This is a genomic window from Acinetobacter sp. UC24323 (assembly GCF_024151445.1).
Taxonomy (GTDB): domain Bacteria; phylum Pseudomonadota; class Gammaproteobacteria; order Pseudomonadales; family Moraxellaceae; genus Acinetobacter; species Acinetobacter baumannii.
Genome location: NZ_JAHIBY010000007.1, coordinates 214157 through 236636, shown reverse-complemented (window position 1 = coordinate 236636; position 22480 = coordinate 214157). Strand labels below are relative to the sequence as shown.

Below are 22480 nucleotides of genomic sequence, written 5' to 3'. Positions count from 1 at the left end.
GCATAAAAAAACCACCTCGAAAGGTGGTTACAAAATTTGGAACATAAAAAAACCGCTCATAGGCGGTAATATCTTTAAAATTTAAAAATCAATCATCTAGATCGACACTTACTCCAGTTACTACATTATGCTTTGCACCGCCAAGACTACTAACATCGGCTAAACGTATATTCACATCAGAAACACATAGTTTATTAGCTAATTGCCATTTATTCAGCTCTTCAGCCATTACACTTGCCAAGTGTCGTTCCAGTTCTTGCCGTTTAATTTCAATTTCTTCTTGCGTAAGCATGCAGGACATATCAATTCACCCTAAATCCAATCGTCACATTATACTGAATGAAGTCAGCATCTTTTCCGGTATAAACGGATTGTCCATTCAAACACTCTAAATGTTCGACTGAGAAATATTCAAAATGTGCCAGCAATGCATCACTAAGTTCTGTTATTTCCCTGTCTCCAGTATTAGGACGGGCAAAACATTGAATTAAGATGTTACCAGTACGGCGTGTACACGGCTTATCCCCTAGTCCAGCTATAAAACTTGGTCCTCCCGTAATGGTTAAACGACACCACACACCTTTTGTTGGTGCCGTAAAACCTGGTGCATTTGGATACTGGATTCTATCTTGAGAAATCCCTGTAAAACTCATCATTCGGTCCACGATAGCTTGTCTAGCTTGCTCTAAAGTCATTGCCATTTTAGCCACCGTACTTTTGAGTAATGTAAGTAAACGTTGTGCTATAAATGCCCTGCGCTGCTTGATCGGACCAACCGTTTTCTAAGCGCTCAGCATATGGCTGGTTGTTTTGAATATAGATCAAACTCCCCAACTTAAACTTAACAGCTTGAATCGCGGCATCTTGCACTGCATTTGTTGAGGGGTCTCGCACACCGTAATCACCAGATCCAATAGAAACAATATGTGAAGCTCGATAAGCTCCTGTATCAACAGGACTTGAAACAACGAGTGATTGCACTGTATCCATAGTGATTTTCTTTACATGCTCATCTGCCTGTTTTTCAACTTCAAAACTAAAGCTGCTCGGCCTTGCTCCCTTCCACCCCATGTTTTTTAACCTCACTTGCTTCGAACATTTCAAAAAGGTCTTGAGCTATCGCTTGAATTGAATAGGCTTCAAACTCAACACTCGGATCGCGCTCACCCATTCGCCGTTTAACTATTTGCCAGATATGAACCGCTTCATGTAAAAGCAATCCATATACTTGAATTTGGTCTTTATCCGCCGTATCACCAATTTGGACGATTGCATATGCACCATCAGAAAAAGTACTAACCTGTGCATCAGCTCCCATATCCAAAAATTGATCGGCTTCATCCATACCTTCAAATAACAAATCCATGTGAAGCTGATTTCTAGCAAGCGTGTATTGCACATGCTGAAAAGGTGTGATGTACCACTCTGGAACATAATCGGTATTAACCATTTTAGCCCCTACACTTTTCGAAGCTGACATTTCCAGCTTGCACTGATTGGATCTTGTTTGATATGCATGATGCGATATGTACCTTGCGCCGTACTCCATTCATCATCAATCATCGGCTCTTTGGTAATTTCATTCTGCAGCACAGTTGCCTTTTTATCGGTGGCCAGTACTCCAAGTGTTTGGATCTCATATTGACTGTATGAACCGAACAGAACACCACGGCCTTCATAATGTTCAACAACGTCTTCTGAAGTATTTGTCTTAGGGTTCCAGTTGGTACTAATAACGCGGTCACAAGTAAAAGAATGAACGGCGTCCGCTAAATCATCATTAAATTCTTCAGCAATATCTGCCTGAATTTCGTCACGTAAGCCCATATCATGCCCTGTAAAGAGGTATGCCAAAGCCATTAAAACTTGCATTTGGATCTTTCAAATCAAGTGAATCAATAAAATCAATTGCTATCTGTTCAAAACTAGATATTGCTTCAGATCCGTCTTGGTATTCTTTTTCCGACTCAACAGAATCAGCTTTGACCTTCTTACGCTTCAACTGCTGGTCTTTACCGTTATAAATTTCTTTGGCCAGAATTCCCTTGATAATTTCACAAGCTGCGTCCTTAAGAAGTGGATCAATAGGATCCGGTACAAAACCAATCCGTTTTTTCATCCAGACATTAGCCAGCTTTACCAGACGAGCTTTATCACTGTCTGGTGCAAAATCGCTGCCCAAAATTGAATTTGCGTCATCTACAGTAATAAAGCTCATTGCATTATTCCTTCGGGATTAATTTAAGGAGTTCTGCTTTTGTTGCAGACGGCTTGTATCCAATATTTTTACTAGCTAAATACTCTTTTAATTGATCATTTGACCAGTTTTCAAAATCATTAACTGCCGTTTCTGTTGTTGAATTTTCTGCCGCTTTTCCAGATTCCAATTCAGCGATACGCGCTTGCATAGCAGCAACATCATTTTTAAAAGCATCAAACTCTGCTTGAATGCTTACTACCTTTCCTTCAGCCGCTTTAGCAGCATTGTCAGCTTGGAATGCAGCATCTTTTAAACGTGAGTTTTCAGAAATTAACTCCGAACTATCACCACTAGCTTGTTCCAAGATTTCGATTTTCTGTTTAAGTTGAGTGTTTTCTTCAACAACTTTTTCACACTCTGCTTTAGTTTCATCAACAACTTTTTGCAGTTCAGGGGTAATTCCAATCACGGCACTTACTGTAGCCAAAGTCGTTTTTACAGGCTCTTCCAATTTGCGAACTTCAACTGGAATATTCAAAGCTTCGTAATCATTTTGGATTTTCGGGTAATCACCGTAAATAATTACTTCTTCAGCACTTCGATTCGGATTTTCGTAATAATCAGGATTGGCAATAGTTCCAACCTCTAACGCAGCTGCAGCAGCAATACGTGTATAAATTAGCTTCATGATGCATTTCTCTTTAATGTAAAAAGAGGGCTTAATAGCCCTCTTATAGTGAGATGTTTATGAGTTAACCAGTTGTTGTGCCAGACAAGTCAAGCAATGTGCCTGCTGTCATTTTGTTGCTAGTAGCATGTTTTTTCCAGTTGGCACTTGAACCAAGTAAAGTAAGGTCAGGGTTTTCGCCTTTTGATGTATCCCAGCTATAACCAAGAATATCTAAGTTGAACGCGCCTTCAGCACGCATACCAATACCTAAGTTTTCTTCATCATTGATGTCATACGCCCGGAAGCCTGGTACTTGTGATTCTGTAACAGTAACAGCTCCCATTTGCAAACCAAATGCATCATCATCACCTACCGCATCAGTAACTAATACCGGCTTACCTAAGGTACCCGGTAAACCGCCATAGATAACAATTTCAGATTCGCCATAAATCTGCTTAGTGATTGCATCATCAACAATATCGAAGTAGGTATCTGAGTTCATTACCCATAAACTAATACGTCCAAACTTATCGCCAAACTTACGCATACCACGTGTTAATGCTTTACGCCCATCTACAGCAATACTGCCTTGGGCAACCATATCCGGGTTACTAGAAATAGCAGCTTTTAAAGAGGCTAAACTGTACTGTAAACGACCAGCAACCAATGCATCTGCTAAATCATAACCAAGAATCATGGCAAACTCTTCAGGTGTACGTGCACGGCGTTTGAATGCCTCTTCAGTAGAAGCATAAGGACCATATTTATACGGGACTTTTACGCCTACAGATTCACCAGAACCAATTTTCTCTGGAACTACTTTGGCGGTTGAATTCACATCACGATGTTTGATGCTACCGCCCACTTTGTAGAATGCTTCTTTATTGAAATCACCTTCAATAATCTCATTACGATAAACAATTGCACCATTAGAGGCTTGGTTAAATACATTCAAATTGTCTTGCAAACGCTCTAAATAAGCAGTTTGTGCCAATTGGTTGTAGATGATCATGTCTGAATTTACTGTTGTAGTCATAACGACTTATCTCCAAATATTTAATAATTAGTTCGGCAGTTTTAGGAAGGCATCATTGCCATGTTCTTTGATGTAGTCAGCTTTCTGAGAAACTGACATCTCACTGCGTTTCATTCCTGCAGGCGCTCCACCTTTGCCCCCACTTTGGAATCCACCGCCGTTTCCTTTACCACCTTTAAGAATTAAGTCTTTATGCTGGTATCCACCAACCAATGACTCTAAAGCTTCATCAACATTTGCAAGTTCACCTGGGCGTACACGTGAATAAATCTTTTCGCCGTTCTGGTCGTATGCAACCACCTTGCCCTCTTCAATTTTGAAGTGTTGGCCAAAAGTTGCCTGAACCATGTCCACAGGTACTGCAATGTTGTCTTGAATGTACTTAGAACGAGCAAAACCACCGCCGATAAGCTCTTTATGCAATGAGGCTTCAAGAGCATCACGTTGCTCAACAATCGGGGCATATTTTTCTTCAACTGCTTTGATAGCTTCAGCTTTCACTTTTTCAACTTCACCAGCATCCACTAGCTTTTTATCGTCGAGATTTTGGATTGTTTGTAATGCCTTTTTAGCTGCCGCTGGGTCTTCGATTCCGTCAAAAGCTTTTAATGCTTTTTCGGCTGCTTCTTTGGCTTCACGATGTGTTTTTGCTTCATTGTTTAAACGTGCAATAGTTGCTACAGAGTGAGCGGCATCATGTGGCATCTCTTTACCATCATCATGAACATAGATAGGTTTATCACCCTCTACTTCCGCATAAACTTTACCGTCGATCGTTACTGTTTTAAGTTTCATTGGTCATCCAACCTATATTTTCAAAATGGGCATCCACCCGGATTCGCCGTCTGCATCCACTTTCGGCAGGTATAAAAAAAGCGCCCCTTAGGACGCTTTACTTCGATTGAAAACTTAGAAATTAGTTGCAAATAAACGGTAGCCTTCTAGCTCCCAAAGTTTATTTTCGGCAGACTTTTCTGCATTTCCACGAGCCATACGCTCACCAATTTCAGCATCAAAGTTTTCAGTATTCACACATGCACTAAAACCCGTTGCTAGAAAAAACTTTCCATCTAAAAATGCATGGACAAAAGTAGATGTTGTGCCTCCGGGGCGTTGCTCAACCGTATATGTAACACGCTCCATCAATGAATCAATTTGCGCTTTAGTTACTCGGGGAGCCACTGACTTTTCAGCTAACTCTTGTTCTGTTACTTCTTTGATCATTTTCTTCTCACAAAAAAAAGCACCCGAAGGTGCTATTGAATTAATAAATTGGGTTAATTAGAAATTGAGGTTTTGACTGTCACACCTGTTAGAAAGTATTTTTCAGAACCACCCAAACATGAAGCACTTGAAAAATTTGCATAGACATCTTGTACATTTATGCCTGTATCTTTTTCAAATTTACTGATCAATTCAGCAAGCTGGTATGTCAGGGTTCTTTCTAACTCTTCTTTTCTCTTTACATATTGAGCGACTGATATTTCAGACATTTTTATCACCTTTCGCTACATTTACTTTGTTGAAAGTACTCTTGGCTCATCACCAACTAAACGGATTCCATTCTCACCATAAGCTTCAAATGTTACGCTAATCGTCGTTGGTCCATCTTGAGCATCACTATTCATATGAACCGCTTTTTGCCCTGCCAGTGGCATTCCGGTTTCTTCATCACACACAACTAAAAAGCCTTTCAAGGTTGGGTGACGCATAAGTACTAAATGTCGTGATTCACTCATAATCCCAGCTCCATAAAGGTTTGCTCATCCAACTTAAGAAGTTGGTCTAATGTGTACAATCGTCCTTCAGGATCGAAGAACTTATCAAAATCAAACTTCCCCTCTTTATAGAGCTTGTAACGCTTCAGCCCTAGCCACTCTTTTTGGAAGAAGTTATCTGTCTTCTTGAAGAACTCTTTGAATGTGGTGTTTGCATCCAATTGCCCTATTAATTGGCTGCGCTCATCTTTCGGGATGTCTTTAACTCGGCGTTCGTCCATGACAAATGGCCGTTCGCCAACAAGTTGACCGTCCTTCTCGACCGGAACCAAAATACTGCGACAATTTGGATGTAACGGCGGTACACGCTTTGCAGGATCATTAATCTCCCACACTGAACCATCTAATGAAGCGCAAAGCTTAGAAGTTCGACCATCTAAAACGCTAACAAATCGAACATATTCAAAACCAATCTGATTAAAGCTATTTAGATAAGCTTGGTTGGCCACATGACTTCGCACCGTTCTTACCGTTCGCTCAATATCAGTTTTGGTACCATTTAAGATCCCATCTTCATAGTTAAGCCGTTTGGTACCCCGAATGCGCTGAATAATTTCTTGGTTAGTTTTGCCTGAATTAATACCATCTCGAATTGCATACTCAACCTTTTGACGGGCAGTTTCAGCAATTCTTGAAAGCAGATCATCGACAAGAGCGCCACCTGCCAAAGGAACTTTTTTAGCGGATAAAAATAGTTTTCCCCCATCAGGCTTATTAATCTTTGCTCCATAGAGCTTAGCTACGTAATTGGCCTCATAAACAGCCAGTGCTGTAGCTGAAACGGCAAAAGCTTCAGGTAATGCTAAATTAACACTAGCAAACCACTGGGCAATCAAATCTTTAATTTCCCTGAGATTTGAAGTTGTATATTTACCACCTGCTAAAGCAACTTCCTCCGACTCATTAAGCTCATCCAATAAATCCCGAAGCTTAGATAGCATCTTGCTCGTATCATCATTGAATAAAGCCAATAGCTCATTTACCGTTTTTGATGAAGCACGATAAAGGTAGGCCTGGTGCTGAGTGAGTGCTTCAAATAGTTTTTTGATATCTGTTGCCATCTCACTCTACCTTTGATTTAAAGTTCCATCTTGCTCTGCTTCGACATTCTGTAGCTCGTCTTCATATTTTTGTTTAGGGAACATACCTGTTTGGTTGTATTCCCACCACGATTTAAATGAAGATCGGCCTTGTAGAGCTGCTTCAAATAACTGTCTAGCTAACTCAGCTAAATAACCTTGCTTGTTAAATTCCTGACTAATTTCGAACATCAGTTCATCTTTAGTCAGAACATCAACATTGGGTACTACAAATTTAGCAGCCCAACGTAAAGCCATAGAAAAAGCTTCATTCATATTCACAACACAAAGTGAAAGAACGGAATGCTGCACGGCATCATCACTGTTAGATTCAGTAGCAGTCTTTTTAGCTGCGGAACCTTTTTCAATAAGTCGAGCACCCATTTCTTTCATCTGTTCCCATTTATCCTTCATAGCTTCCCGTGCTAATGTGTTTGGATCTGCTTGTACAATCCCCAAATCACCGTTTTCAGGTAAAGGTAATAGAACTTTCGCACCGATATAAATGCCACGCTTTTTAGCCTCGTCATACCAAGCCCAATTAACTCCCTTAGCATAAAACTGTGGTTGGCCCATATAAAAAACGGACTCTTGAAAGTCCGCACTATCTCTATAATGAGCTAAATTAAGATTAGCCAATGGGAGCAATGGAGGCTTTTTAATCTCTTCAGAGTTATCAATAGCCCCCACAAAAGTGAATGGAATATAAGACCAGAAATCCCCGTTATTATCAGTGGGATACTTCTTATCTTCGCCCTTCCATGTACCCTTGTCGCCTTTTGTGTAAACTTGAACTGTATAGATGAAGTTTCCTTCATTATCAGGCTCTAAACGAAGTACTCTGTATTGCTCTACCTCAGATTTGCTAAAGCCATCAGCGCCTCGTTCTGAAGTAAATTCACGGATGACCACCAAGCAAAGCTTTTTCTGGTTATCAATCATCATTGAATCCCAATTGATCACATCAATGGCATTCAATAAGTGAATCATCGGGTAGGCTTTTTGCTGTTTAAACTCCGCAAGATTTCGAGCCGGTGTAACTGCAGGATAGTCAACATATAAAGCACAACGATAATGCTTTAATAAATGTCGGATCCCGTTCTGTGCCAATTGATAAGCACTTAATCCCGCGCCGTTAGCATTGCGTTCTAAGTGAGCTAGTTCTGGAGGAAATTTAAAACTTGGATCGGTTGCAAAAGCTGCACCAACTAAACTATTAGATGTAGTCCCCGTTACTTCATAAAAGACTGCCCGAGTACGATAAGCCTCATAAGCACTTTTATTTGCAGGTGATTGATCATGAGCATTGGGTTTCGGAAGATACTTTTCTCCTTTAGCCTTTACAGCATCCTCGCCTTCACACACATCATCTAGCTTCTGCCAATATGGCAAGTTTTTAACATATTCAGGATGTTTAAAAGTTACGTCACTCATCGAGCAAATCCCATATCAGCAAAGAAGGCCTCAAAACCTCCATTCAATTCATTAAATGCATCTGAACCAGCATCAACTTGGTCGTCATGCGTTCCATTTGGAAAATTGCGAAGCTCTTCAATAAAGTCTTTATTCCAATCACCTCTAAGCATTCTCACGTTACCCACGTTAACTTGCGCCGCAAAAGGTTGTGCACGTGTGAGTTTGTCTCCCGAAACTGGTTTGGCTTTGACGTCATATCCTGCAAGAAGTTTTACGAATGCACTTGCTTGTGATTTACCAGCTTGACCAGGATCTTGAGGAATCCTTACCGTTACGCCCATCCCATCTAACTCTGTGACTTGTTTTAAGCGCTTATTGACATTGTCTGGACCAAGTTGCCCTTTGGTTACATCAACGATATAGGTAAAGCCATCTGCGCCAAGAGCTTCTCTAACACCTGCTGTAAAGTCGCCTTCATTCTCAGTAGCACCGAAGTCCCATGCCCTTACTTGCTTCACTACATCAGCAGGTAAAGCATCCACAATTTCAATATTGTCAGGCTTAAAAAAACCGCCTGCTGGCGGTGATGGCATTTGACGATATTGCCCGGCAAAAACATACGGCGCAGCTTGCTCCATTTGCTTCAACTTTTGAATATTGTGCTTTGCTGGCCACAATGCAGATCCGTCTTCTTGAATAGCCGAAAGACATAGATGCTCCCAAACCTCACCGTTACCACCAGCTACAGGAACGCCGTCTTTTCTATCACCTAGCAGCCATCCTGCCAAATCATCTTCATGAAGACGCTGCATAATGACAATAATTGGTGTTTCCGGTGAGTTAGTACGAGACTCGAGAGTATTTTGGAACCAGTCAATTACACCTTCACGGATAGTTTTTGATTTGGCTTCATCGGCCTTATGCGGGTCATCAATGATGATGCAACCACCAAAGCCTTCACGCATTTTGCCTGCACCAAAACCTGTAATGGTACCGCCAGTACCAGTCGCATAGCAGACTCCGCCTGCATCTGTGCGCCAGAAATCCTTAGCTTTACTATCCTCACGTAACTTAAGATCAGGAAAGACCTTTTTATAAGCCTTTTCTTGAACCATATTACGAGTCTGAAATGCATTATTTGCGGCAAGCATAGCCGAGTAACTGATATGAATAAACTCACAGTCTGGATTCTTACCAAAACACCAAGCCATGAAATTAATTACAGCAATTTCAGTTTTAGAATATCGTGGTGGAACGTTAATAATTAACCGCTTTATCTCTCCGCGATAAACTTTCATTAAAGCTTCACAGATTTCTAAGTGGTGCCAATTTTGCATCCATTTATAACCACGGCGCTCCTTAAACATGTACCTTGTGAAGAAATATAAATCTTCTTGCGCCTCGATCCGGATGGCTTTATCCCGAGCCGCATCAGTACTCATCTAAGACTTCCCTCCGCGCTTTTAAGTAATCTTCCATTGGAACTGGAATTTCAGAATTAACCGTTTGGACTGGTCCGCCGTCTTTGCCTGTAATTTCTTGGCGATTAGTAAATTGACCACCAATGTCTTTAGCGGCTTGCTCAAGAATTTTTAAGGCTGTTTTGACATTTCTAGTCTTCTCAAGCTGTCTTTGGTATTGCTTCAATCGGTAGTACTTATTAGCAATAGGAATATCAATTAAGCCTTTATCAAACTCATCTCTGGTTTTTTCAAATAGTTCGACATACTTTTTGCTTAAGTTCTTACCAGCAACCTTTGTAGGGTCATAAGTTGCAACTTGAACACGATCTATATCAACGCCAAATTCTTGTTTTACGAGTTCAGCCACTTCTTGAGGTGTATCACGACAAGCAAGAGACTGAACTATAAAGATTTTCACAGGCTCTTTTAGTGTCGCCATAACTTCCTCATCGTATAACTACGTATAACAAAATGGGCAAAAAAAAGAGCCATTAGGCTCAATTGATTACACAGTTGCCGCAGCATTTTGAAATATCAAGATTCGAAACAAACGGCGGATTCTTTGCGACTTCAATAAGTCGCTTAACATTTTTGCTTGGTCCATAACGTTTAACTACGCCAATAAACTCTTCAACATCGTGACCAGCAAGATAGTGCTTAGGTAAGCCTGTATTATCGCTATAGATGATTTCACCATCTTCATCTTTCATAACGCCAATGTGATACAGCTCATGTTCAAGCAAATAACAAAATTCAGTATCATTGGCACGTTCACAGAAAGAAGCATCGACAGTAATTAAATAAGTTGGAACTGCGCCAAACCAGTCGCGCATTTGTTGCTCTTGGCGAGCTTTACGCCAGCCACCAACATTAAACATTACTTTTTCGCACTGGCCTAATACCATAGCCTGCTTGCTTTTATATGCAGAAGAAGCCCAAGCAAATGCTAAAAACTCTTCATTGTCGTGAAGTAGCTCAGCTATATGATCATGATCCGGGTTATGAAGTGGTCCACCAATCGTTAAATAATTAGCGATAACCCATTTCTTTAGGTCTGGTGCCGGTATTAAACGAATTGCTTCCTCTTCTTCAGCTTGGTCAATAAAGTCAGTTGGTGGGAATGGTCTGATCTGATCCATTAAAAATTTGCCTCTTTAAGTTTTTAAGCCACTGACTGGCAAAATGAGCCTGAATCTGTAAGGGTCCAGATTCATTAATCTTAAATCTCGGTGCTGCTTCTAAACGAACCACGGTATAACCCATTTCTTCAGCCACATCGTATCGATCCAAACTCCACGCCTTTGTAGAAAGCTTTCCTTTGCGACCACCAGACCACGGTCCACCAGCAATTTCAACTAAAATACGATGTTCAATTAAATGAAAATCAAACCGCCAATGCTTTGTAGATTTAAACTGGAATTTCTTTTCGTATTTAATTTCCAGATTATCTAAAGCTTCAGTAAATTCTTCTTCAGCTTTTAGAAACTTTTCAGTAGCCTTAGGTAAAGCTTTATTGCGTGCTTTTTTCTTATAAAGCTTTTTATTAGTTAAATAAGTGTAGTCAACAACTTCCATATTTAACCCTTTTAATGCGAGATAAGAAATGAAAAAACAACCATCAGCAAATGATTTAAATGTAATAAATGAAAAACTTAAAAATCTTGATGACTCAATAAAAGAATTATTAGAGTCAACTTATGAATTTTTTGATAATGATCAATACTATAGTATTGAATCCGCTTTTCTACTTGATCATGCTCTGAATATAAAAATGCATTTTTACAAGTCATATCCGGAATTGGCACCGGAGCATTTAAAAGATGTTGAGCATAATCGAATTATCCATATTGAAAATACTCAAGTTTCACATACACGCGAAAAGGACCCAGAGGATAGCTTGGATCAAATTCAGCCTAAATACTCAAAAAATGAGAGTTAAAATTATTTCTTAAAAATAAAAAGCCCCGCCAATAACTAGTATGAAGCGGGGCCGTTTGCGCCGTAATCCGTCCGGCAAATTAAAAGTTAATTAAAATAATTTTCCAACTTTGATTTCAAAATTGAATCGACATCTTCTTGCAAATAAAAGCATTCGCGATATTTTTTAATCAATAAATGGATGAATTTTTGTTTATCTGGAACTGTATGTGCCAACATAATTTGTGCAGATGCTGTAATTAAATTATTAGATTGTCTTATCAAAGTCAGAACTAGATTTACATCGAAGCCCATTACATCACGAGTAAAAGAATGTTTACCTGTATGGACAAATGAATTTAGTTGGTTGAGATGATACTTTTTAAACTCAACAAACATATTAATTACAGGTTTAGCTGGCAAATCAGCTTTATGAAGCATTTCTAACATTTCACTTAAGGATGGGCATGTATCTTTGACAAACTGCTCTTCAAAAGTATAGCCAAAACTTAATTTTGAAATTTGAAAATTAGATGCGCAAAACAATAACCAATAGGCTCTTACGGCAGACTCGAACTGAGCACGAGATAAAACCATTGCTTGAATTGGCATGTCTAATGTTAATAAGGTGTTAACCCCAATTCCATGTTCAAATGAAATATAAATACATTGCTCAACCAAATCTAATCGTGGCCCACAATCGATTACTGTACTATTTCTGATCTCTTCTTTAAGTTCCAAAATCATATTTAATGATTTTTCTAAAAGGATTCCCCGCTCCATAAAACTTCTTTTCTAATTTATTCTAATGAAATCAAATTATAAATTAAAAAACCCGCTTCTAAAAAGAAACGGGTCACAAAAACAAAAACTTTCAGCGCAGTATTTGAAATGAATCATATATGGATATTCATATATACACAACAACAAATTTACATTCCAGAGTCTATGAAAGCCCCCAACTTGAGGAACTTTTAAATCAAAAATTTATATCAATATTGTCTAAAATCGATGATGCAAAATCGACTACATCTTTTCCAATTTCTACAATTAAGTCTGTCACATCAACTGGATCAGGATTCACAGAATTAAGCACCGAGTTTTCTTGTTTTTGCGCATCCTCTGCATCTAATTGCTCAATATTATTAATTGGATCATTTTGATTTTGCATTAATTTAAACCAATAAAATTTAATTAAGAATAAAACTAGTCTTTAGGTGCTCTTAAAATACCTAAAACTTTCTCAGACATATTATGCAAGTTAGACCCGATCGGCAACCAGAAATGGAACACCGTATTGTCGCGGTTAAAAACCTGTTTGTAGTATTCTGTTGTGAAACTTGGGTCTAAATCAGAAGATTTAAGCAATCTACCTTCTTTTTCTATCTTTTGCCCGTCAAGTTCACCACCAACACAGATATTCATTTTACTTACCAGTTTTTAATGAGACTGGACTATAGCACAAAACAAAAAAGCCCACCTTTCGATGAGCTTTTAAATATCATGCGTGATCTTTACTTATACTTTAACCACTATAGCGCAAAAATAGCATTTTCCGTGTACAGGGTTATTTTTGTATTTAATGCATCCATTTATTAGTTCAAATTTATTAGATCTACGAGCTAGTATCTAATTGATCAATCAAGTCTTTCCCAAGTTGTCTTGTGTTCTTTTTACCACCTTTACTATTTAAATGGCTTATTCCTATAGAAGAGGCCAACTCTAGTAATACTCCATAAGCCGATACTTTCTCGCCATTTTTAAAAACTAGAATAGTGGTATCTTCCAACTGTTCTATCAAATAGTCGCCATATTCAACTGAACGTTTCAACTGATCCTTTGAAGTGTTAATAATTTCATAGTTAAAGCTGGCTGCAATTTCTATTAACTGATAAATATTACCTTTGCCCCATTGATTAGAAATAACATATATATCTCCATTACTCATCTGTAACTGATGTTCTTTCTCAATAAAATAACGGTCATATCTTTGCTCATCCAGTTGGTTAAGTTTAACCAGCAATCTATCCAGATTCGGATATTCATTAAACTCTGCTCTAAGATCTTCGATATTCTTATTATCAATTTCATCAAACCGGCATTTAATAATTTCCAGAGCCAGATAACGTTTATTGAGAGTCTTACCATTGAACATGAAGCTTGAGTAATCCCTTGCATTCGTAAGCTTAGCTTCTCGTCTTTCTTCTGATTTTTTCTGTGCCTTAATCTGATAATCCTTTGCTTCCGGTAAAGGGATGATTTGTTGAATATCTACCAGAATCTGAGAATTGTGAATATATGGCTGCATTCTTATACAAGTAATATCCAGATCACGCTCATTAAGCCAGATCACTGAGGTGGTTAGTTCTTTTGAAAAGTTTGATGAGACCAGAATGATTCTCACGTCATCCGCAAAATTACTTTCATCCAGATTATCAATATCTACAAAATTTGAAATTTCTTCACGTGCATTGTCGTGATCAAAAGAAGGATAGCCATTATTTATTTTATATCGACGATAGATATCTATCGCTATATCCAGAGTCATTGTAGAAACCATTGATGCATACCGGAGAGCTTGAAGCTCCATATGGTCACCAGTGTCTGTACGCTTCAGCTCTATAATTACAAGATTTGCATTTTTATCGATTGCCAGTAAATCAATTCTTCTCTTTGAACCATCCCATTCAGCATACTCTTCAGCAATCACAAGACAGTCCTCAGCGATTACTCCGATATTTTTCTTAAGTGCTTGCTGAAGATGCAATCTTTCCAGAATAGCTTCTTCTTTAAAAGAGGTGGTCTCAACTGCATTTAGTTCATTATTATTTAAAGTAAATATTGGCATGGAATTCAATCTCTGCAAAAGATTTTGCTTTTATACAGTATATGCCTTCCAACTGATAGAAAAATAAAAGCCCCGCCAATAATCGATATTAAGCGGGGCTTCTTGTGCCGTAATACGTCCGGCAAACGATAAAACTAGTTTTTAGGTGATCTAAGGATATTTAGAACTTTCTCAGACATTTCATGCAAGTCTGATCCAATAGGTAACCAGAAATGGAACACCGTATTGTCGCGGTTAAAAATCTGTTTGTAGTATTCTGTTGAAAAACTTGGGTCTAAATCAGAAGCTTTAAGCAATCGCCCTTCTTTTTCTATCTTTTGCCCATCAAGTTCACCACCAACGCAGATATTCATTTTGCTAACCAGTTTTTAATTAGACTGGAATTTAACATAAAAAAATTAAATAAAAATTACTTTATTGAGTCTGAACGAATTCAAGTTCTTTAATTTCCACAACCTTTACTTTTCGAGATTTTTCATAAGAATCAACCAAAACAGCCTTATCTCCAAAAGTATTAACCAAGAACCATTCTTGTTCGCTTTTCGCTAGTTTTACTGCATTAAACTGTTTTTCTGAAATACTAGTTTGTATATCTGCTACGCCTTTTAAAAAAGGTATAACTAAAAAAAGGACAATTACACCAATAATTTTTAAATAGTAACCTTGCTTAAGAACTATAAGAAAAGAGTTAAAGGCTAAGAAAATTGAAATACAATCGACAATATTGTTTATTCGCTTATCTTCAACAATCACCACTAATATAATTGCAATCAAAACAATATTTGCAAGCACTGCCAACTCTATTAATCTCTCTTTCGTTTGCTCTTCAACATACGAAGACAAATAAAGAGCTGCAATTGCATATAGAATGCAAAGACCAAGATTACTAATAAATAATTCTTTAGTCCCTAAAAGATTGATAATCCAAGGACTTTGAAGTCCAACTGTCCCGTAATAACCAAACTGATAACAAAGACCCGTAATTAAAAGTCCACTAGAGATTATAAGAACCCAATCAGCAAGAGATGCTTTTTTAATTTTTTCTAACATTATTACTTTTTAATAGTTTAGAAATAATAAAGCTCGCAAAAGCGAGCCATTTCTTTGGCAAATAAATGCAAAATCGCCAAGTTATCACAAATATGCCATACCCCGTGCGCACACTCAAGTGGTTTTTTCAAAAGTTTCAAATCTGAAATGCGGATTTCGACTTTTGATATAAGCCATACCACATTTTAAATCCTGTCTGATTTGATTAACTGAAGTGTCGTTACTTTGAGCAATATCACGTAATGAATTACCCATAACATGATGTGACCAAATTGCTGAAATCCATTCTTGTAAAATGTTGTCTTCGATTAATTTAATATCAATAATCAATCTATGGATTGCACGTGCCTCATTGTCATTTAACTCACAGCAAGTACCCTTACGGCGAATACATAAGCGATCTTTTAAATTTTCATCGCTCATATACATTGCTATTAATTTTTCACGTTGTTTTTGAGTAATGCGTTTTGTTGGCATCGTCTTAACAATTTTGACCATTGTTTCGGTATCGCCGTTAAGCCAAGCTCCAAGCTGGCGGCACCACTCTTCAAAACTATATTTAGACCAATCGACCGATTGTAAAATGTGTTGTACTGGCATATTCATTTTCATCCCACCAATTGCTCAATTTGTTTAATCGCCACGCCTGCTTTCACTTGCTCTGTACTGAACCGTAGAACTGTAAAACCCATCATTGCCGCCGAGTTATATTTCTCCATATCCCCTATATAGCCCCTGCCTCTTGTGTGACGGCCTCCGCTCCAGATCCCGCCTTCTACCTCAATCAAAATCTTTGTACCCGTTATTAAAAAATCTGCCCTCCATTTACGTTTAGGATGGAACTTATATTCCTGTTCAAAACCAATCTTGCACGCTCTTAAATGCGTTGCTAATAAAACCTCCCCTACACTTGGCTCTCGTGCTTGCTTTGCTGAACGGCGCTTTTTATTTTTCTTTATGGGAAATAACTTGCGGTATTCAGCAATGCTGACTGATGACATCAAGCACCACCTTTGAGCACTTGCTCTATAGCTTTAAGGGTTCGAATCATTGCCATTTGTAGAAATTCATGATTGCCGCGCATGTCTTCTTCAACATACTGCAAAGCATATTGAGTCTCTTTTAATGCCCCATCTAAACGCTTTTGCAGCTCCTCCACTTTCGCTTGTTGTTCTTTTTGAATCTCCCAAGCCCACTTTCCAGATTTACCCTCAAATTCACTCATGTCTGGCTCCCTTCTCATCTAGCTCTTTACGCGCCAACCACCACAAAACCACCGCACCGCTAATAGCTGATGTAAAAAATGAAATGAGTAAACCCCACGCTAAAATCTCGTATTTGTTCATGCGGATTTCTCCCAATTGACGTCTATGAGGCTTGGTCTGAACACCACAACACAGCATCCAAAAGGTGCATTTGTTTTAGAACCACCAAACTTTAAGCGGCCACGAATAAAATGAATCTCCCTGCCTAAGCAGTAATCTTGGAACCATCGGGCATCCGTTCTAACTGGAACTAGTGCAACTACCGTATGCCCCTTACTTGCTGTTTCCGCTGCCTTGGCAACCCAATCGATGATTTCTTTGCCGTAAGGTGGATTCATCCAGCATGTCCCTGTCCACTCTTGCTTTAGACCATCAATTTCAGGTGTGAAATATCGCTCACATTTGGCGTTTTCTGGTAAAGCACAAACATCTAAATCAAAGTTAAATACTCGATCCAATTTTTCAAAAAAATCTTGAGGCGTTGCCCACACATCAGTCCGTTCTTCAGCTAATCCAAATAACTTGTTTTTAGTCATAGTGTTCATACATTCGCCCCATCAATTAGCTGAAGAATATTTCTTGGAATAGGCATACCTTCACGGCGGCACATCTCTGCGTATTCGTGCGGATTGTCGAAAGGATCTGGTCCTAATTCTTTTGTAAGCTCAGGCTCTTTTTCCTTGGGCTTAAGCTTTTGTACTGGTGCTGGTTTACGACCATTAATCTTTAACCGTTCCATCAAAGATTTGAGATGCTTTTGTGCTTCGTCATTGCTCACAGGAACGTGTTTAGGTTCTTTGTGTTCTAGTTGTAGCGGTGGAGTGTAAAACTCTTGCTGACGGCCCTTTAACTGCGCTTTAGCCACCATCACGTTGTAGGTTCCGAAGAAATTATCTTGAGCTGCTCGCATTTGGCCGGCTTCAATCAAATACATCACTTCGTCTAATGCATACTTTGTAATTTGGGTAATAACTACAGTTCGGTCAGTCGTAAACTTACATGCACGTGACCAAGCTTCCTCTGGAGACATCCAACTTTCACCGATACACCAGGTGCGAAACTCTGCAAATGACGGCATAAAACGTCCACCTGCTGTTAATAAACGAGCAAGAGCGTTGTTAAATTGATTTTGTTGAACGCCCACAAGTGTTTTAAGTGCGATCTGTTCAACTACTGACAGCGGTATTGCATTCTCTCCACTTGTTGGAAATTGTTTATTAAACTGAGCAGCGTAAACAGTGCGAAGAGATGCGATTAATTGACGCACTTCGTTCAAGGTAATCTCATGCATGACCTACCTCCTCAATCATTGGAAACTTTTTTGCCGGGGTTACATCCACGATTTGAGATTCGCTCTGTTCTTCAAAAAGATTAGCGAAGTAACCCGACTCTTGTGGTTTCTGACCAGCTGAATTGATTTGCTCTTGTTTCTTGCGGTTAGCAGCAACTTGTTTCTCGTTGTTTTGAACCCAAGAGAACCACTTAACCAACCAGATGCTTGGTGTATTCAACGAACTTGATTCGTTTGCAAAGTACCAGTCACCGAAATTTTGAATCATGATTCTCAAGTCGATTTCAGATACCGAAACAAATCTTTGTTGAGCAAGTGAGATGAAGTCGTATTGAAACTCGCTGTATTCAGAAATGAATTCACGCATTGAATAACGCTTGTGATCATCGATCTGATACTGAGCAAATTGAATTGGTGTAAATTGCGAATTTTCTTCACGCGCATTACTACTACTATCAATAATTGGTTCTTGGTTTATGGTTAATGGTTTATGGTTATTGGTTGGTTGCACGCCCATTTGTTCCTCGTTTAACGGATTTTCAACGACCGTTAAATTTTCGTTAGACGATTGATCATCTTTTGATGAACCACTGTTGGACGAACCTTTCTTTTTCGCTGCACGTTTTGCAGCAGACGCTTTACCAGCCTCACTCGCTTGTTTCTTTTTCCCGTGGTATTCAGCAATTTCTCGTTCACAACGATTATTGCGATAAACACCTTCTTCAAGAATGAAAAACTCATCAAGTACATATTTGAGAGCTTCTTTTTGCTCTTCGGTAGTACATTGCAAACGACGTGCTAAACGATCAATGCTTGATGCATCAATCGCCTTCTCCGTGTCGTAATACATGTCTAATAAGTCGCGGTAAATCGCACGCTCAATTAAACTGAGGTGGCGAGTCGCATTGTTAAAGTCACCAATATGGTGTTGGTAATAATTCATGCGGCCCCCTTAATTTGTTGCGTAATAAATGGATTATTTGCTCTGGCGATGGCAGCCATTGGATATGGAGAAACGGAGTTACCAACCATAAAGACTTGATCTTTTTTAGATAGAGGCTTTCCATCGCTCCCGTATTCAATTACGTATGAATCTGGAAACCCCTGCGCTCTAAAAAGTTCACGTGGTTTAAGCATGCGTATACAGATATCAACAATTGCCCAAGGTTCACCTTTGATCCAAACAGTAACTAGAGCTAAACGATCTTTAGTAGTGATCGTATCCATTGGCTCAGTGATACTTCTTGCGTCTCCATTGCCGTAGTAGTTAATTAAAAATGCAGCTACACGAAGAGCGCCCTTATAGTTATCTTTGCTCAACTTGGCAGTAACTAATCCATGATGTCCACCTTTCACTTGTGCACATATGGTTGATAGAGGCTCATCAATTGACCAATTTCGCTGTTGAGATGCGTTAGCAAACTCTGTAATAAACGGAACAAGGATTGGACTTATTAAAGAACTATGTCCGCCATAACCTGCTGTAGTTGTTGCTAATGGTTCACGAATGTCATGACCAAAACTTGTACGGAAATCACGGCCAATAAAAGGTGTGGCAGAATTAACAAAAAATGGCTCTTTAGTTCCAATGACATATTTTTGAATACCTTTAGCTATGCGTTTTAGAGTTGCATCAGCTAGAGGACCTTGCGGCCTATCAAAAATAGAATTTCCTAAATCTGAAAAATCAACACATTCAACTGTTGAGCGCCATTTTTTTAAATTGCCCTTAGGTTTCTTTGAGAAGTATTTTTCTGGCCATACAATTGGTTGCCCATCACAGCGAGCAACCAGAAATAACCGCTCACGTTTTGTTGGCGCTCCGAAGTCAGCAGCAATAATATTTTTTTGCCACTCAACTTCATAACCAAGTTGTTCAAGACTGCGGACAAAGTGTTTCCAAGTTCTCCCTTTCTTTTTTGGGTTCGGTACTAAGAATTGATTGTGCCGAGGAACTTGTTCACCAGGTTCTGCAATTCGATTTACCTTTTTGCCATTAACTTCAATTTTATCGAGCGTAATCACTCTACCTGTTGCTTTATCTCGTTTTGCAATTAAAGGCCCCCATCCTAAGATCTGCTTAACATTTTCCAAGCTGATCACATCAGGTTTAACTTTACCTGCAAACTTAAGAACTACCCATGAAAGGTCACGTATTTCTTTTTTACGTGGTTGTCCGCCAGCAGCTTGCGAATGATGTGTGCAGTCTGGGCTTGCATGAAACCAACCGACTTGATGACCATCACAAATATCAATCGGATCTACTGCAAATACATCTTGAACATAATGCTTTGCATGGGGATGATTAGCCTCATGCATAGAAATTGCTTTTGGATTATGGTTTACAGCAACATAAACAGGCCTGTTTAACCCCATCTCTAAACCGGTGCTTGCACCACCACCGCCTGCAAAGAAATCTACGATGATTTTTTCAGAAAAATTTAAGTCGAATTGAGTTCTAAAAGAACGAGCAGCATCAACAAATGTATTCATGCTTCACCGCCTTCTTTAATCTGAATGTATGTGCTACCTAAGTAGCGAATACGCCCAGCACGACCAAGGCTTTTGATAATTTCCTCAGCATGGTTATATGTAATGCGATGCTGAAGGACTAAATTTTCTTTAAAGTCATCTCGTTTTACAGCTGCATTTTTAGTATCAGCTTTGATTCGCTCTAGGTTCTCTTCACACTTTTTGATTAATGCTTTAAGTGTGTGGAGAGCCGGTTCAAACCAGCTCTGGATTATTTGCTCTTGATTTGATAGATTAGTTTGCATATTCGATTCCTCTAGCCAGTAATTGAATTAACTAAGCCTGATTTCCGAGATCAGGCTTTTTTAATATCCAAGCTTTTCCTTTTGACCACTGATTTCGTCATGAAATAAGTCATCAACTGTTTCTATACGGTTCATCCAACTTTTAGACATGACTAAAAGTGCAGCAACACGTTCTTTATCAATACTCTGATAATCTTTAGGAACGACTTTTAATCCAAGCAAACTCAATAGCTCGCAAAACATTTCAATCTCATTCAAGCCATTGTTTTTCTTGTCTGTTTTAAGCCGAGTAATAGTGCTTGGATCAACCTTTAAATGTTCAGCAATCTCTTTTTGATTGCTTATATCAAGGCCATGCAATATACGAGAGACGTCATTTCTGGCACTTGCAGATATATCAACGGATAATTTGCTCATGTTGTTTCCTAAGCTGTTTTTGATGTTCCTAAAAAGAATTCAAATAAGCTTTTGTGAGTTAGTTTTTGATTGCTTGCATCAACCATTTTTTGAATGGTTTCCATTCTTGGTTTTTTTCGGCCATGGATAAGGTGAGTTTCCATATATCCATAAGTAACTTCTGCTTCTTTGCAGAACTTGATACGTTCACTCTCACTTAATCCCCGCCAATAGCTATGAAGAGTAAGCATTAATACACCTCACTGGTAAATATATTTAATAAATATACCCACAAGGTAAATAAAATACAACCTGTTAGGCTATTTATTTTTTCTACCCATTAGGTATTTTTGAGTTCAGCGCTAGAGGTGAATTACAAAATGAGTGAATTAAAGACTATTCATGAAATTAGACTTGCTAATACAAGGAAATTAATAAAGGAATCGGGGCTATCTCGTTCTGAATTCGCCGATAAAATCGAAATGGCTTATGGGTTATTGAGTCAATATATTGGTAAAAATCCAACTAAGAATATTGGTGATGAAACTGCCTTAAAAATTGAAGAAGCATTTAATAAGCCACGTGGGTATTTAGACCAATCAGATTTTCACAATGAATCTACTAATCAAAAAAGCTCTGTAGGATTCAAGCAATTCGACATAGAAGAATTTAAGAAAAAATATAATATTCCTGATAGTGAAGATGCTGTTATCTTCTCAAATATTATTGAAAAAACTTTATTTATTTCAAAAAGATGGGTTCCAGTTAAGGCATATAGCAAGATGGGAATGGACGGTTATTTTACAGACATGGGTTATGAGGGAAATGCTGGGGATGGTTATGTCCCTACTCATACTGCGGGGGATCGTGCGTATGCAATAAAAGGTACTGGAGACTCTATGTATCCAGCTATCAGAAATGGTTGGTATGTAGTTTGTGATCCGGATGCAGAATTGACTCCAAGCGAATTTGTTCAAGTTTGTTTAAAAGATGGTAGATGCACAATCAAAGAGTTTATTGGAATACATAATGGAGTTTTAAATCTTTTAGCTGTAAATGGCGGAGAAAGACTAACTTTTGATATGGAAGAGGTTGAAAGTATCACTGCTATTACAGATATTGTTCCTCCTAGTCAGCATAAACAGCATCATCCGAAAGCAATTTAGTAGCAAATAACTTAATTATTTTGAAATATTAGACCCACTTTGTGTGGGTTTTTTATTGTCTGACATTTGTATTCCACCTTATGAGTGGAAAAAAATAAGAATAATTTCACCCCACAGGTATTTACTTT

General features: G+C 38.6%; 37 protein-coding genes. 2 read left to right on the top strand and 35 right to left on the bottom strand.

The window, feature by feature from the left end; all coding sequences use genetic code 11:
• Positions 1-88: 88 nt before the first annotated feature.
• The 18 genes from KNQ97_RS11680 to KNQ97_RS11595 all read right to left on the bottom strand — a co-directional run bounded on the left by KNQ97_RS11680 (position 89) and on the right by KNQ97_RS11595 (position 11217).
• Entirely contained in the window at positions 89-301 is a 213-nt protein-coding gene (locus tag KNQ97_RS11680) for a hypothetical protein (RefSeq protein ID WP_253612261.1), read from the bottom strand.
• Position 302: 1 nt separating this feature from the next.
• Positions 303-701 (bottom strand): phage tail terminator-like protein, encoded by a 399-nt coding sequence (locus tag KNQ97_RS11675; RefSeq protein WP_253612260.1) that lies wholly within the window; start codon positions 699-701, stop codon positions 303-305.
• Position 702: 1 nt separating this feature from the next.
• Entirely contained in the window at positions 703-1071 is a 369-nt protein-coding gene (locus KNQ97_RS11670; protein WP_253612259.1) for an HK97 gp10 family phage protein, read from the bottom strand.
• Positions 1037-1450 carry a hypothetical protein gene (locus KNQ97_RS11665; RefSeq protein WP_253612276.1) on the bottom strand — a complete coding sequence of 138 codons (414 nt, stop codon included), beginning with the start codon at positions 1448-1450 and terminating at the stop codon, positions 1037-1039. Before KNQ97_RS11665 ends, KNQ97_RS11670 begins: the two co-directional genes overlap by 35 nt.
• Before the next feature lie 8 nt (positions 1451-1458).
• The gene (locus KNQ97_RS11660; protein ID WP_253612275.1) at positions 1459-1827 is read right to left on the bottom strand and encodes a glutamate 5-kinase; all 369 of its coding nucleotides are present in this window, start codon (positions 1825-1827) and stop codon (positions 1459-1461) included.
• Between the two features lies 1 nt (position 1828).
• Positions 1829-2218 carry a hypothetical protein gene (locus tag KNQ97_RS11655; protein ID WP_000008490.1) on the bottom strand — a complete coding sequence of 130 codons (390 nt, stop codon included), beginning with the start codon at positions 2216-2218 and terminating at the stop codon, positions 1829-1831.
• A gap of 4 nt (positions 2219-2222) precedes the next feature.
• Positions 2223-2888: an Ish1 domain-containing protein gene (locus tag KNQ97_RS11650; RefSeq protein WP_253612258.1), complete on the bottom strand. Its 666-nt coding sequence runs from the start codon at positions 2886-2888 to the stop codon at positions 2223-2225.
• A gap of 64 nt (positions 2889-2952) precedes the next feature.
• Positions 2953-3906 (bottom strand): major capsid protein, encoded by a 954-nt coding sequence (locus KNQ97_RS11645; protein WP_064479964.1) that lies wholly within the window; start codon positions 3904-3906, stop codon positions 2953-2955.
• 27 nt (positions 3907-3933) lie between these two features.
• Positions 3934-4701, bottom strand: coding sequence for a DUF6651 domain-containing protein (locus tag KNQ97_RS11640; protein WP_253612257.1), 768 nt, complete (start codon positions 4699-4701; stop codon positions 3934-3936).
• A gap of 114 nt (positions 4702-4815) precedes the next feature.
• Positions 4816-5130 carry a Gp49 family protein gene (locus KNQ97_RS11635; RefSeq protein ID WP_000589041.1) on the bottom strand — a complete coding sequence of 105 codons (315 nt, stop codon included), beginning with the start codon at positions 5128-5130 and terminating at the stop codon, positions 4816-4818.
• Between the two features lie 53 nt (positions 5131-5183).
• Positions 5184-5399: a hypothetical protein gene (locus KNQ97_RS11630; protein WP_001290165.1), complete on the bottom strand. Its 216-nt coding sequence runs from the start codon at positions 5397-5399 to the stop codon at positions 5184-5186.
• Positions 5400-5420: 21 nt separating this feature from the next.
• On the bottom strand, positions 5421-5645 hold the full coding sequence (locus KNQ97_RS11625) for a hypothetical protein (RefSeq protein ID WP_000004556.1): 225 nt from the start codon (positions 5643-5645) through the stop codon (positions 5421-5423).
• Positions 5642-6745: a minor capsid protein gene (locus tag KNQ97_RS11620; RefSeq protein ID WP_253612256.1), complete on the bottom strand. Its 1104-nt coding sequence runs from the start codon at positions 6743-6745 to the stop codon at positions 5642-5644. The genes KNQ97_RS11625 and KNQ97_RS11620 overlap by 4 nt, the downstream gene beginning before the upstream one ends.
• A 6-nt stretch (positions 6746-6751) precedes the next feature.
• Complete coding sequence (locus KNQ97_RS11615; protein WP_163049091.1) at positions 6752-8197, bottom strand: DUF4055 domain-containing protein; 1446 nt, start codon at positions 8195-8197, stop codon at positions 6752-6754.
• The gene (terL, locus tag KNQ97_RS11610; protein WP_015451442.1) at positions 8194-9621 is read right to left on the bottom strand and encodes a phage terminase large subunit; all 1428 of its coding nucleotides are present in this window, start codon (positions 9619-9621) and stop codon (positions 8194-8196) included. The genes KNQ97_RS11615 and terL overlap by 4 nt, the downstream gene beginning before the upstream one ends.
• Complete coding sequence (locus KNQ97_RS11605) at positions 9611-10081, bottom strand: DUF2280 domain-containing protein (RefSeq protein ID WP_000212566.1); 471 nt, start codon at positions 10079-10081, stop codon at positions 9611-9613. Before KNQ97_RS11605 ends, terL begins: the two co-directional genes overlap by 11 nt.
• Before the next feature lie 58 nt (positions 10082-10139).
• Complete coding sequence (locus KNQ97_RS11600; RefSeq protein WP_253612255.1) at positions 10140-10781, bottom strand: putative metallopeptidase; 642 nt, start codon at positions 10779-10781, stop codon at positions 10140-10142.
• Positions 10750-11217 carry a hypothetical protein gene (locus KNQ97_RS11595; protein WP_253612254.1) on the bottom strand — a complete coding sequence of 156 codons (468 nt, stop codon included), beginning with the start codon at positions 11215-11217 and terminating at the stop codon, positions 10750-10752. The genes KNQ97_RS11600 and KNQ97_RS11595 overlap by 32 nt, the downstream gene beginning before the upstream one ends.
• Before the next feature lie 28 nt (positions 11218-11245).
• Here KNQ97_RS11595 and KNQ97_RS11590 point away from each other — a divergent pair, with 28 nt between their 5' ends.
• Positions 11246-11581: a hypothetical protein gene (locus KNQ97_RS11590; RefSeq protein WP_065708818.1), complete on the top strand. Its 336-nt coding sequence runs from the start codon at positions 11246-11248 to the stop codon at positions 11579-11581.
• Between the two features lie 86 nt (positions 11582-11667).
• On the opposite strand, the gene KNQ97_RS11585 is transcribed toward KNQ97_RS11590, so the two are convergent.
• The 17 genes from KNQ97_RS11585 to KNQ97_RS11505 all read right to left on the bottom strand — a co-directional run bounded on the left by KNQ97_RS11585 (position 11668) and on the right by KNQ97_RS11505 (position 21437).
• Positions 11668-12342, bottom strand: coding sequence for a hypothetical protein (locus KNQ97_RS11585; RefSeq protein ID WP_171073233.1), 675 nt, complete (start codon positions 12340-12342; stop codon positions 11668-11670).
• A gap of 196 nt (positions 12343-12538) precedes the next feature.
• Complete coding sequence (locus tag KNQ97_RS11580) at positions 12539-12730, bottom strand: hypothetical protein (protein WP_253612253.1); 192 nt, start codon at positions 12728-12730, stop codon at positions 12539-12541.
• 35 nt (positions 12731-12765) lie between these two features.
• Positions 12766-12984: a hypothetical protein gene (locus tag KNQ97_RS11575; RefSeq protein ID WP_253612252.1), complete on the bottom strand. Its 219-nt coding sequence runs from the start codon at positions 12982-12984 to the stop codon at positions 12766-12768.
• A gap of 190 nt (positions 12985-13174) precedes the next feature.
• Entirely contained in the window at positions 13175-14407 is a 1233-nt protein-coding gene (locus KNQ97_RS11570) for a hypothetical protein (RefSeq protein ID WP_253612251.1), read from the bottom strand.
• A 134-nt stretch (positions 14408-14541) separates the two neighbouring features.
• Positions 14542-14760 (bottom strand): hypothetical protein, encoded by a 219-nt coding sequence (locus KNQ97_RS11565; RefSeq protein WP_253612250.1) that lies wholly within the window; start codon positions 14758-14760, stop codon positions 14542-14544.
• A 61-nt stretch (positions 14761-14821) separates the two neighbouring features.
• Entirely contained in the window at positions 14822-15457 is a 636-nt protein-coding gene (locus KNQ97_RS11560; protein ID WP_000890354.1) for a hypothetical protein, read from the bottom strand.
• Between the two features lie 114 nt (positions 15458-15571).
• Positions 15572-16069: a hypothetical protein gene (locus KNQ97_RS11555; protein WP_031981199.1), complete on the bottom strand. Its 498-nt coding sequence runs from the start codon at positions 16067-16069 to the stop codon at positions 15572-15574.
• A complete protein-coding gene (locus KNQ97_RS11550) occupies positions 16066-16458 on the bottom strand; it encodes a DUF559 domain-containing protein (RefSeq protein WP_253612249.1) in 393 nt (130 codons plus the stop codon). Before KNQ97_RS11550 ends, KNQ97_RS11555 begins: the two co-directional genes overlap by 4 nt.
• Complete coding sequence (locus KNQ97_RS11545; RefSeq protein ID WP_001288422.1) at positions 16458-16682, bottom strand: hypothetical protein; 225 nt, start codon at positions 16680-16682, stop codon at positions 16458-16460. The genes KNQ97_RS11550 and KNQ97_RS11545 overlap by 1 nt, the downstream gene beginning before the upstream one ends.
• Positions 16675-16803, bottom strand: a complete 129-nt coding sequence (locus tag KNQ97_RS11540; protein ID WP_253612248.1) for a putative phage replication protein — start codon at positions 16801-16803, stop codon at positions 16675-16677. Before KNQ97_RS11540 ends, KNQ97_RS11545 begins: the two co-directional genes overlap by 8 nt.
• Positions 16800-17267, bottom strand: coding sequence for a DNA N-6-adenine-methyltransferase (locus KNQ97_RS11535; RefSeq protein WP_032008150.1), 468 nt, complete (start codon positions 17265-17267; stop codon positions 16800-16802). The genes KNQ97_RS11540 and KNQ97_RS11535 overlap by 4 nt, the downstream gene beginning before the upstream one ends.
• A complete protein-coding gene (locus KNQ97_RS11530; protein ID WP_253612247.1) occupies positions 17264-18013 on the bottom strand; it encodes a hypothetical protein in 750 nt (249 codons plus the stop codon). Before KNQ97_RS11530 ends, KNQ97_RS11535 begins: the two co-directional genes overlap by 4 nt.
• Positions 18006-18956 carry a YdaU family protein gene (locus tag KNQ97_RS11525; protein ID WP_253612246.1) on the bottom strand — a complete coding sequence of 317 codons (951 nt, stop codon included), beginning with the start codon at positions 18954-18956 and terminating at the stop codon, positions 18006-18008. The genes KNQ97_RS11530 and KNQ97_RS11525 overlap by 8 nt, the downstream gene beginning before the upstream one ends.
• Complete coding sequence (locus KNQ97_RS11520; RefSeq protein ID WP_253612245.1) at positions 18953-20506, bottom strand: DNA cytosine methyltransferase; 1554 nt, start codon at positions 20504-20506, stop codon at positions 18953-18955. Before KNQ97_RS11520 ends, KNQ97_RS11525 begins: the two co-directional genes overlap by 4 nt.
• On the bottom strand, positions 20503-20790 hold the full coding sequence (locus KNQ97_RS11515; RefSeq protein ID WP_057065241.1) for a hypothetical protein: 288 nt from the start codon (positions 20788-20790) through the stop codon (positions 20503-20505). Before KNQ97_RS11515 ends, KNQ97_RS11520 begins: the two co-directional genes overlap by 4 nt.
• 60 nt (positions 20791-20850) lie before the next feature.
• Positions 20851-21207, bottom strand: coding sequence for a hypothetical protein (locus KNQ97_RS11510; protein ID WP_000041060.1), 357 nt, complete (start codon positions 21205-21207; stop codon positions 20851-20853).
• An 8-nt stretch (positions 21208-21215) separates the two neighbouring features.
• A complete protein-coding gene (locus tag KNQ97_RS11505) occupies positions 21216-21437 on the bottom strand; it encodes a hypothetical protein (protein WP_009392811.1) in 222 nt (73 codons plus the stop codon).
• A 129-nt stretch (positions 21438-21566) separates the two neighbouring features.
• Between KNQ97_RS11505 and KNQ97_RS11500 the strand changes: the two genes are divergently transcribed.
• A complete protein-coding gene (locus tag KNQ97_RS11500; RefSeq protein ID WP_253612244.1) occupies positions 21567-22352 on the top strand; it encodes a LexA family transcriptional regulator in 786 nt (261 codons plus the stop codon).
• Positions 22353-22480: the final 128 nt, after the last annotated feature.

What these genes read in the sequence shown, in the direction of transcription:
- KNQ97_RS11660 (WP_253612275.1), bottom strand. Translation starts at nt 1,827, where the DNA reads ATGGGCTTACGTGACGAAATTCAGGCAGATATTGCTGAAGAATTTAAT.
- KNQ97_RS11545 (WP_001288422.1), bottom strand. Translation starts at nt 16,682, where the DNA reads ATGAGTGAATTTGAGGGTAAATCTGGAAAGTGGGCTTGGGAGATTCAA.
- KNQ97_RS11550 (WP_253612249.1), bottom strand. Translation starts at nt 16,458, where the DNA reads ATGTCATCAGTCAGCATTGCTGAATACCGCAAGTTATTTCCCATAAAG.
- KNQ97_RS11500 (WP_253612244.1), top strand. Translation starts at nt 21,567, where the DNA reads ATGAGTGAATTAAAGACTATTCATGAAATTAGACTTGCTAATACAAGG.
- KNQ97_RS11645 (WP_064479964.1), bottom strand. Translation starts at nt 3,906, where the DNA reads ATGACTACAACAGTAAATTCAGACATGATCATCTACAACCAATTGGCA.
- KNQ97_RS11560 (WP_000890354.1), bottom strand. Translation starts at nt 15,457, where the DNA reads ATGTTAGAAAAAATTAAAAAAGCATCTCTTGCTGATTGGGTTCTTATA.
- KNQ97_RS11575 (WP_253612252.1), bottom strand. Translation starts at nt 12,984, where the DNA reads ATGAATATCTGTGTTGGTGGTGAACTTGACGGGCAAAAGATAGAAAAA.
- KNQ97_RS11590 (WP_065708818.1), top strand. Translation starts at nt 11,246, where the DNA reads ATGAAAAAACAACCATCAGCAAATGATTTAAATGTAATAAATGAAAAA.
- KNQ97_RS11665 (WP_253612276.1), bottom strand. Translation starts at nt 1,450, where the DNA reads ATGGTTAATACCGATTATGTTCCAGAGTGGTACATCACACCTTTTCAG.
- KNQ97_RS11565 (WP_253612250.1), bottom strand. Translation starts at nt 14,760, where the DNA reads ATGAATATCTGCGTTGGTGGTGAACTTGATGGGCAAAAGATAGAAAAA.
- KNQ97_RS11675 (WP_253612260.1), bottom strand. Translation starts at nt 701, where the DNA reads ATGGCAATGACTTTAGAGCAAGCTAGACAAGCTATCGTGGACCGAATG.
- KNQ97_RS11650 (WP_253612258.1), bottom strand. Translation starts at nt 2,888, where the DNA reads ATGAAGCTAATTTATACACGTATTGCTGCTGCAGCTGCGTTAGAGGTT.
- KNQ97_RS11585 (WP_171073233.1), bottom strand. Translation starts at nt 12,342, where the DNA reads ATGGAGCGGGGAATCCTTTTAGAAAAATCATTAAATATGATTTTGGAA.
- KNQ97_RS11680 (WP_253612261.1), bottom strand. Translation starts at nt 301, where the DNA reads ATGTCCTGCATGCTTACGCAAGAAGAAATTGAAATTAAACGGCAAGAA.
- KNQ97_RS11615 (WP_163049091.1), bottom strand. Translation starts at nt 8,197, where the DNA reads ATGAGTGACGTAACTTTTAAACATCCTGAATATGTTAAAAACTTGCCA.
- KNQ97_RS11600 (WP_253612255.1), bottom strand. Translation starts at nt 10,781, where the DNA reads ATGGATCAGATCAGACCATTCCCACCAACTGACTTTATTGACCAAGCT.
- KNQ97_RS11530 (WP_253612247.1), bottom strand. Translation starts at nt 18,013, where the DNA reads ATGCATGAGATTACCTTGAACGAAGTGCGTCAATTAATCGCATCTCTT.
- KNQ97_RS11535 (WP_032008150.1), bottom strand. Translation starts at nt 17,267, where the DNA reads ATGAACACTATGACTAAAAACAAGTTATTTGGATTAGCTGAAGAACGG.
- KNQ97_RS11510 (WP_000041060.1), bottom strand. Translation starts at nt 21,207, where the DNA reads ATGAGCAAATTATCCGTTGATATATCTGCAAGTGCCAGAAATGACGTC.
- KNQ97_RS11625 (WP_000004556.1), bottom strand. Translation starts at nt 5,645, where the DNA reads ATGAGTGAATCACGACATTTAGTACTTATGCGTCACCCAACCTTGAAA.
- KNQ97_RS11570 (WP_253612251.1), bottom strand. Translation starts at nt 14,407, where the DNA reads ATGCCAATATTTACTTTAAATAATAATGAACTAAATGCAGTTGAGACC.
- KNQ97_RS11580 (WP_253612253.1), bottom strand. Translation starts at nt 12,730, where the DNA reads ATGCAAAATCAAAATGATCCAATTAATAATATTGAGCAATTAGATGCA.
- KNQ97_RS11620 (WP_253612256.1), bottom strand. Translation starts at nt 6,745, where the DNA reads ATGGCAACAGATATCAAAAAACTATTTGAAGCACTCACTCAGCACCAG.
- KNQ97_RS11520 (WP_253612245.1), bottom strand. Translation starts at nt 20,506, where the DNA reads ATGAATACATTTGTTGATGCTGCTCGTTCTTTTAGAACTCAATTCGAC.
- KNQ97_RS11595 (WP_253612254.1), bottom strand. Translation starts at nt 11,217, where the DNA reads ATGGAAGTTGTTGACTACACTTATTTAACTAATAAAAAGCTTTATAAG.
- KNQ97_RS11670 (WP_253612259.1), bottom strand. Translation starts at nt 1,071, where the DNA reads ATGGGGTGGAAGGGAGCAAGGCCGAGCAGCTTTAGTTTTGAAGTTGAA.
- KNQ97_RS11515 (WP_057065241.1), bottom strand. Translation starts at nt 20,790, where the DNA reads ATGCAAACTAATCTATCAAATCAAGAGCAAATAATCCAGAGCTGGTTT.
- KNQ97_RS11655 (WP_000008490.1), bottom strand. Translation starts at nt 2,218, where the DNA reads ATGAGCTTTATTACTGTAGATGACGCAAATTCAATTTTGGGCAGCGAT.
- KNQ97_RS11630 (WP_001290165.1), bottom strand. Translation starts at nt 5,399, where the DNA reads ATGTCTGAAATATCAGTCGCTCAATATGTAAAGAGAAAAGAAGAGTTA.
- KNQ97_RS11555 (WP_031981199.1), bottom strand. Translation starts at nt 16,069, where the DNA reads ATGAAAATGAATATGCCAGTACAACACATTTTACAATCGGTCGATTGG.
- KNQ97_RS11540 (WP_253612248.1), bottom strand. Translation starts at nt 16,803, where the DNA reads ATGAACAAATACGAGATTTTAGCGTGGGGTTTACTCATTTCATTTTTT.
- KNQ97_RS11605 (WP_000212566.1), bottom strand. Translation starts at nt 10,081, where the DNA reads ATGGCGACACTAAAAGAGCCTGTGAAAATCTTTATAGTTCAGTCTCTT.
- KNQ97_RS11635 (WP_000589041.1), bottom strand. Translation starts at nt 5,130, where the DNA reads ATGATCAAAGAAGTAACAGAACAAGAGTTAGCTGAAAAGTCAGTGGCT.
- KNQ97_RS11640 (WP_253612257.1), bottom strand. Translation starts at nt 4,701, where the DNA reads ATGAAACTTAAAACAGTAACGATCGACGGTAAAGTTTATGCGGAAGTA.
- KNQ97_RS11525 (WP_253612246.1), bottom strand. Translation starts at nt 18,956, where the DNA reads ATGAATTATTACCAACACCATATTGGTGACTTTAACAATGCGACTCGC.
- terL (WP_015451442.1), bottom strand. Translation starts at nt 9,621, where the DNA reads ATGAGTACTGATGCGGCTCGGGATAAAGCCATCCGGATCGAGGCGCAA.
- KNQ97_RS11505 (WP_009392811.1), bottom strand. Translation starts at nt 21,437, where the DNA reads ATGCTTACTCTTCATAGCTATTGGCGGGGATTAAGTGAGAGTGAACGT.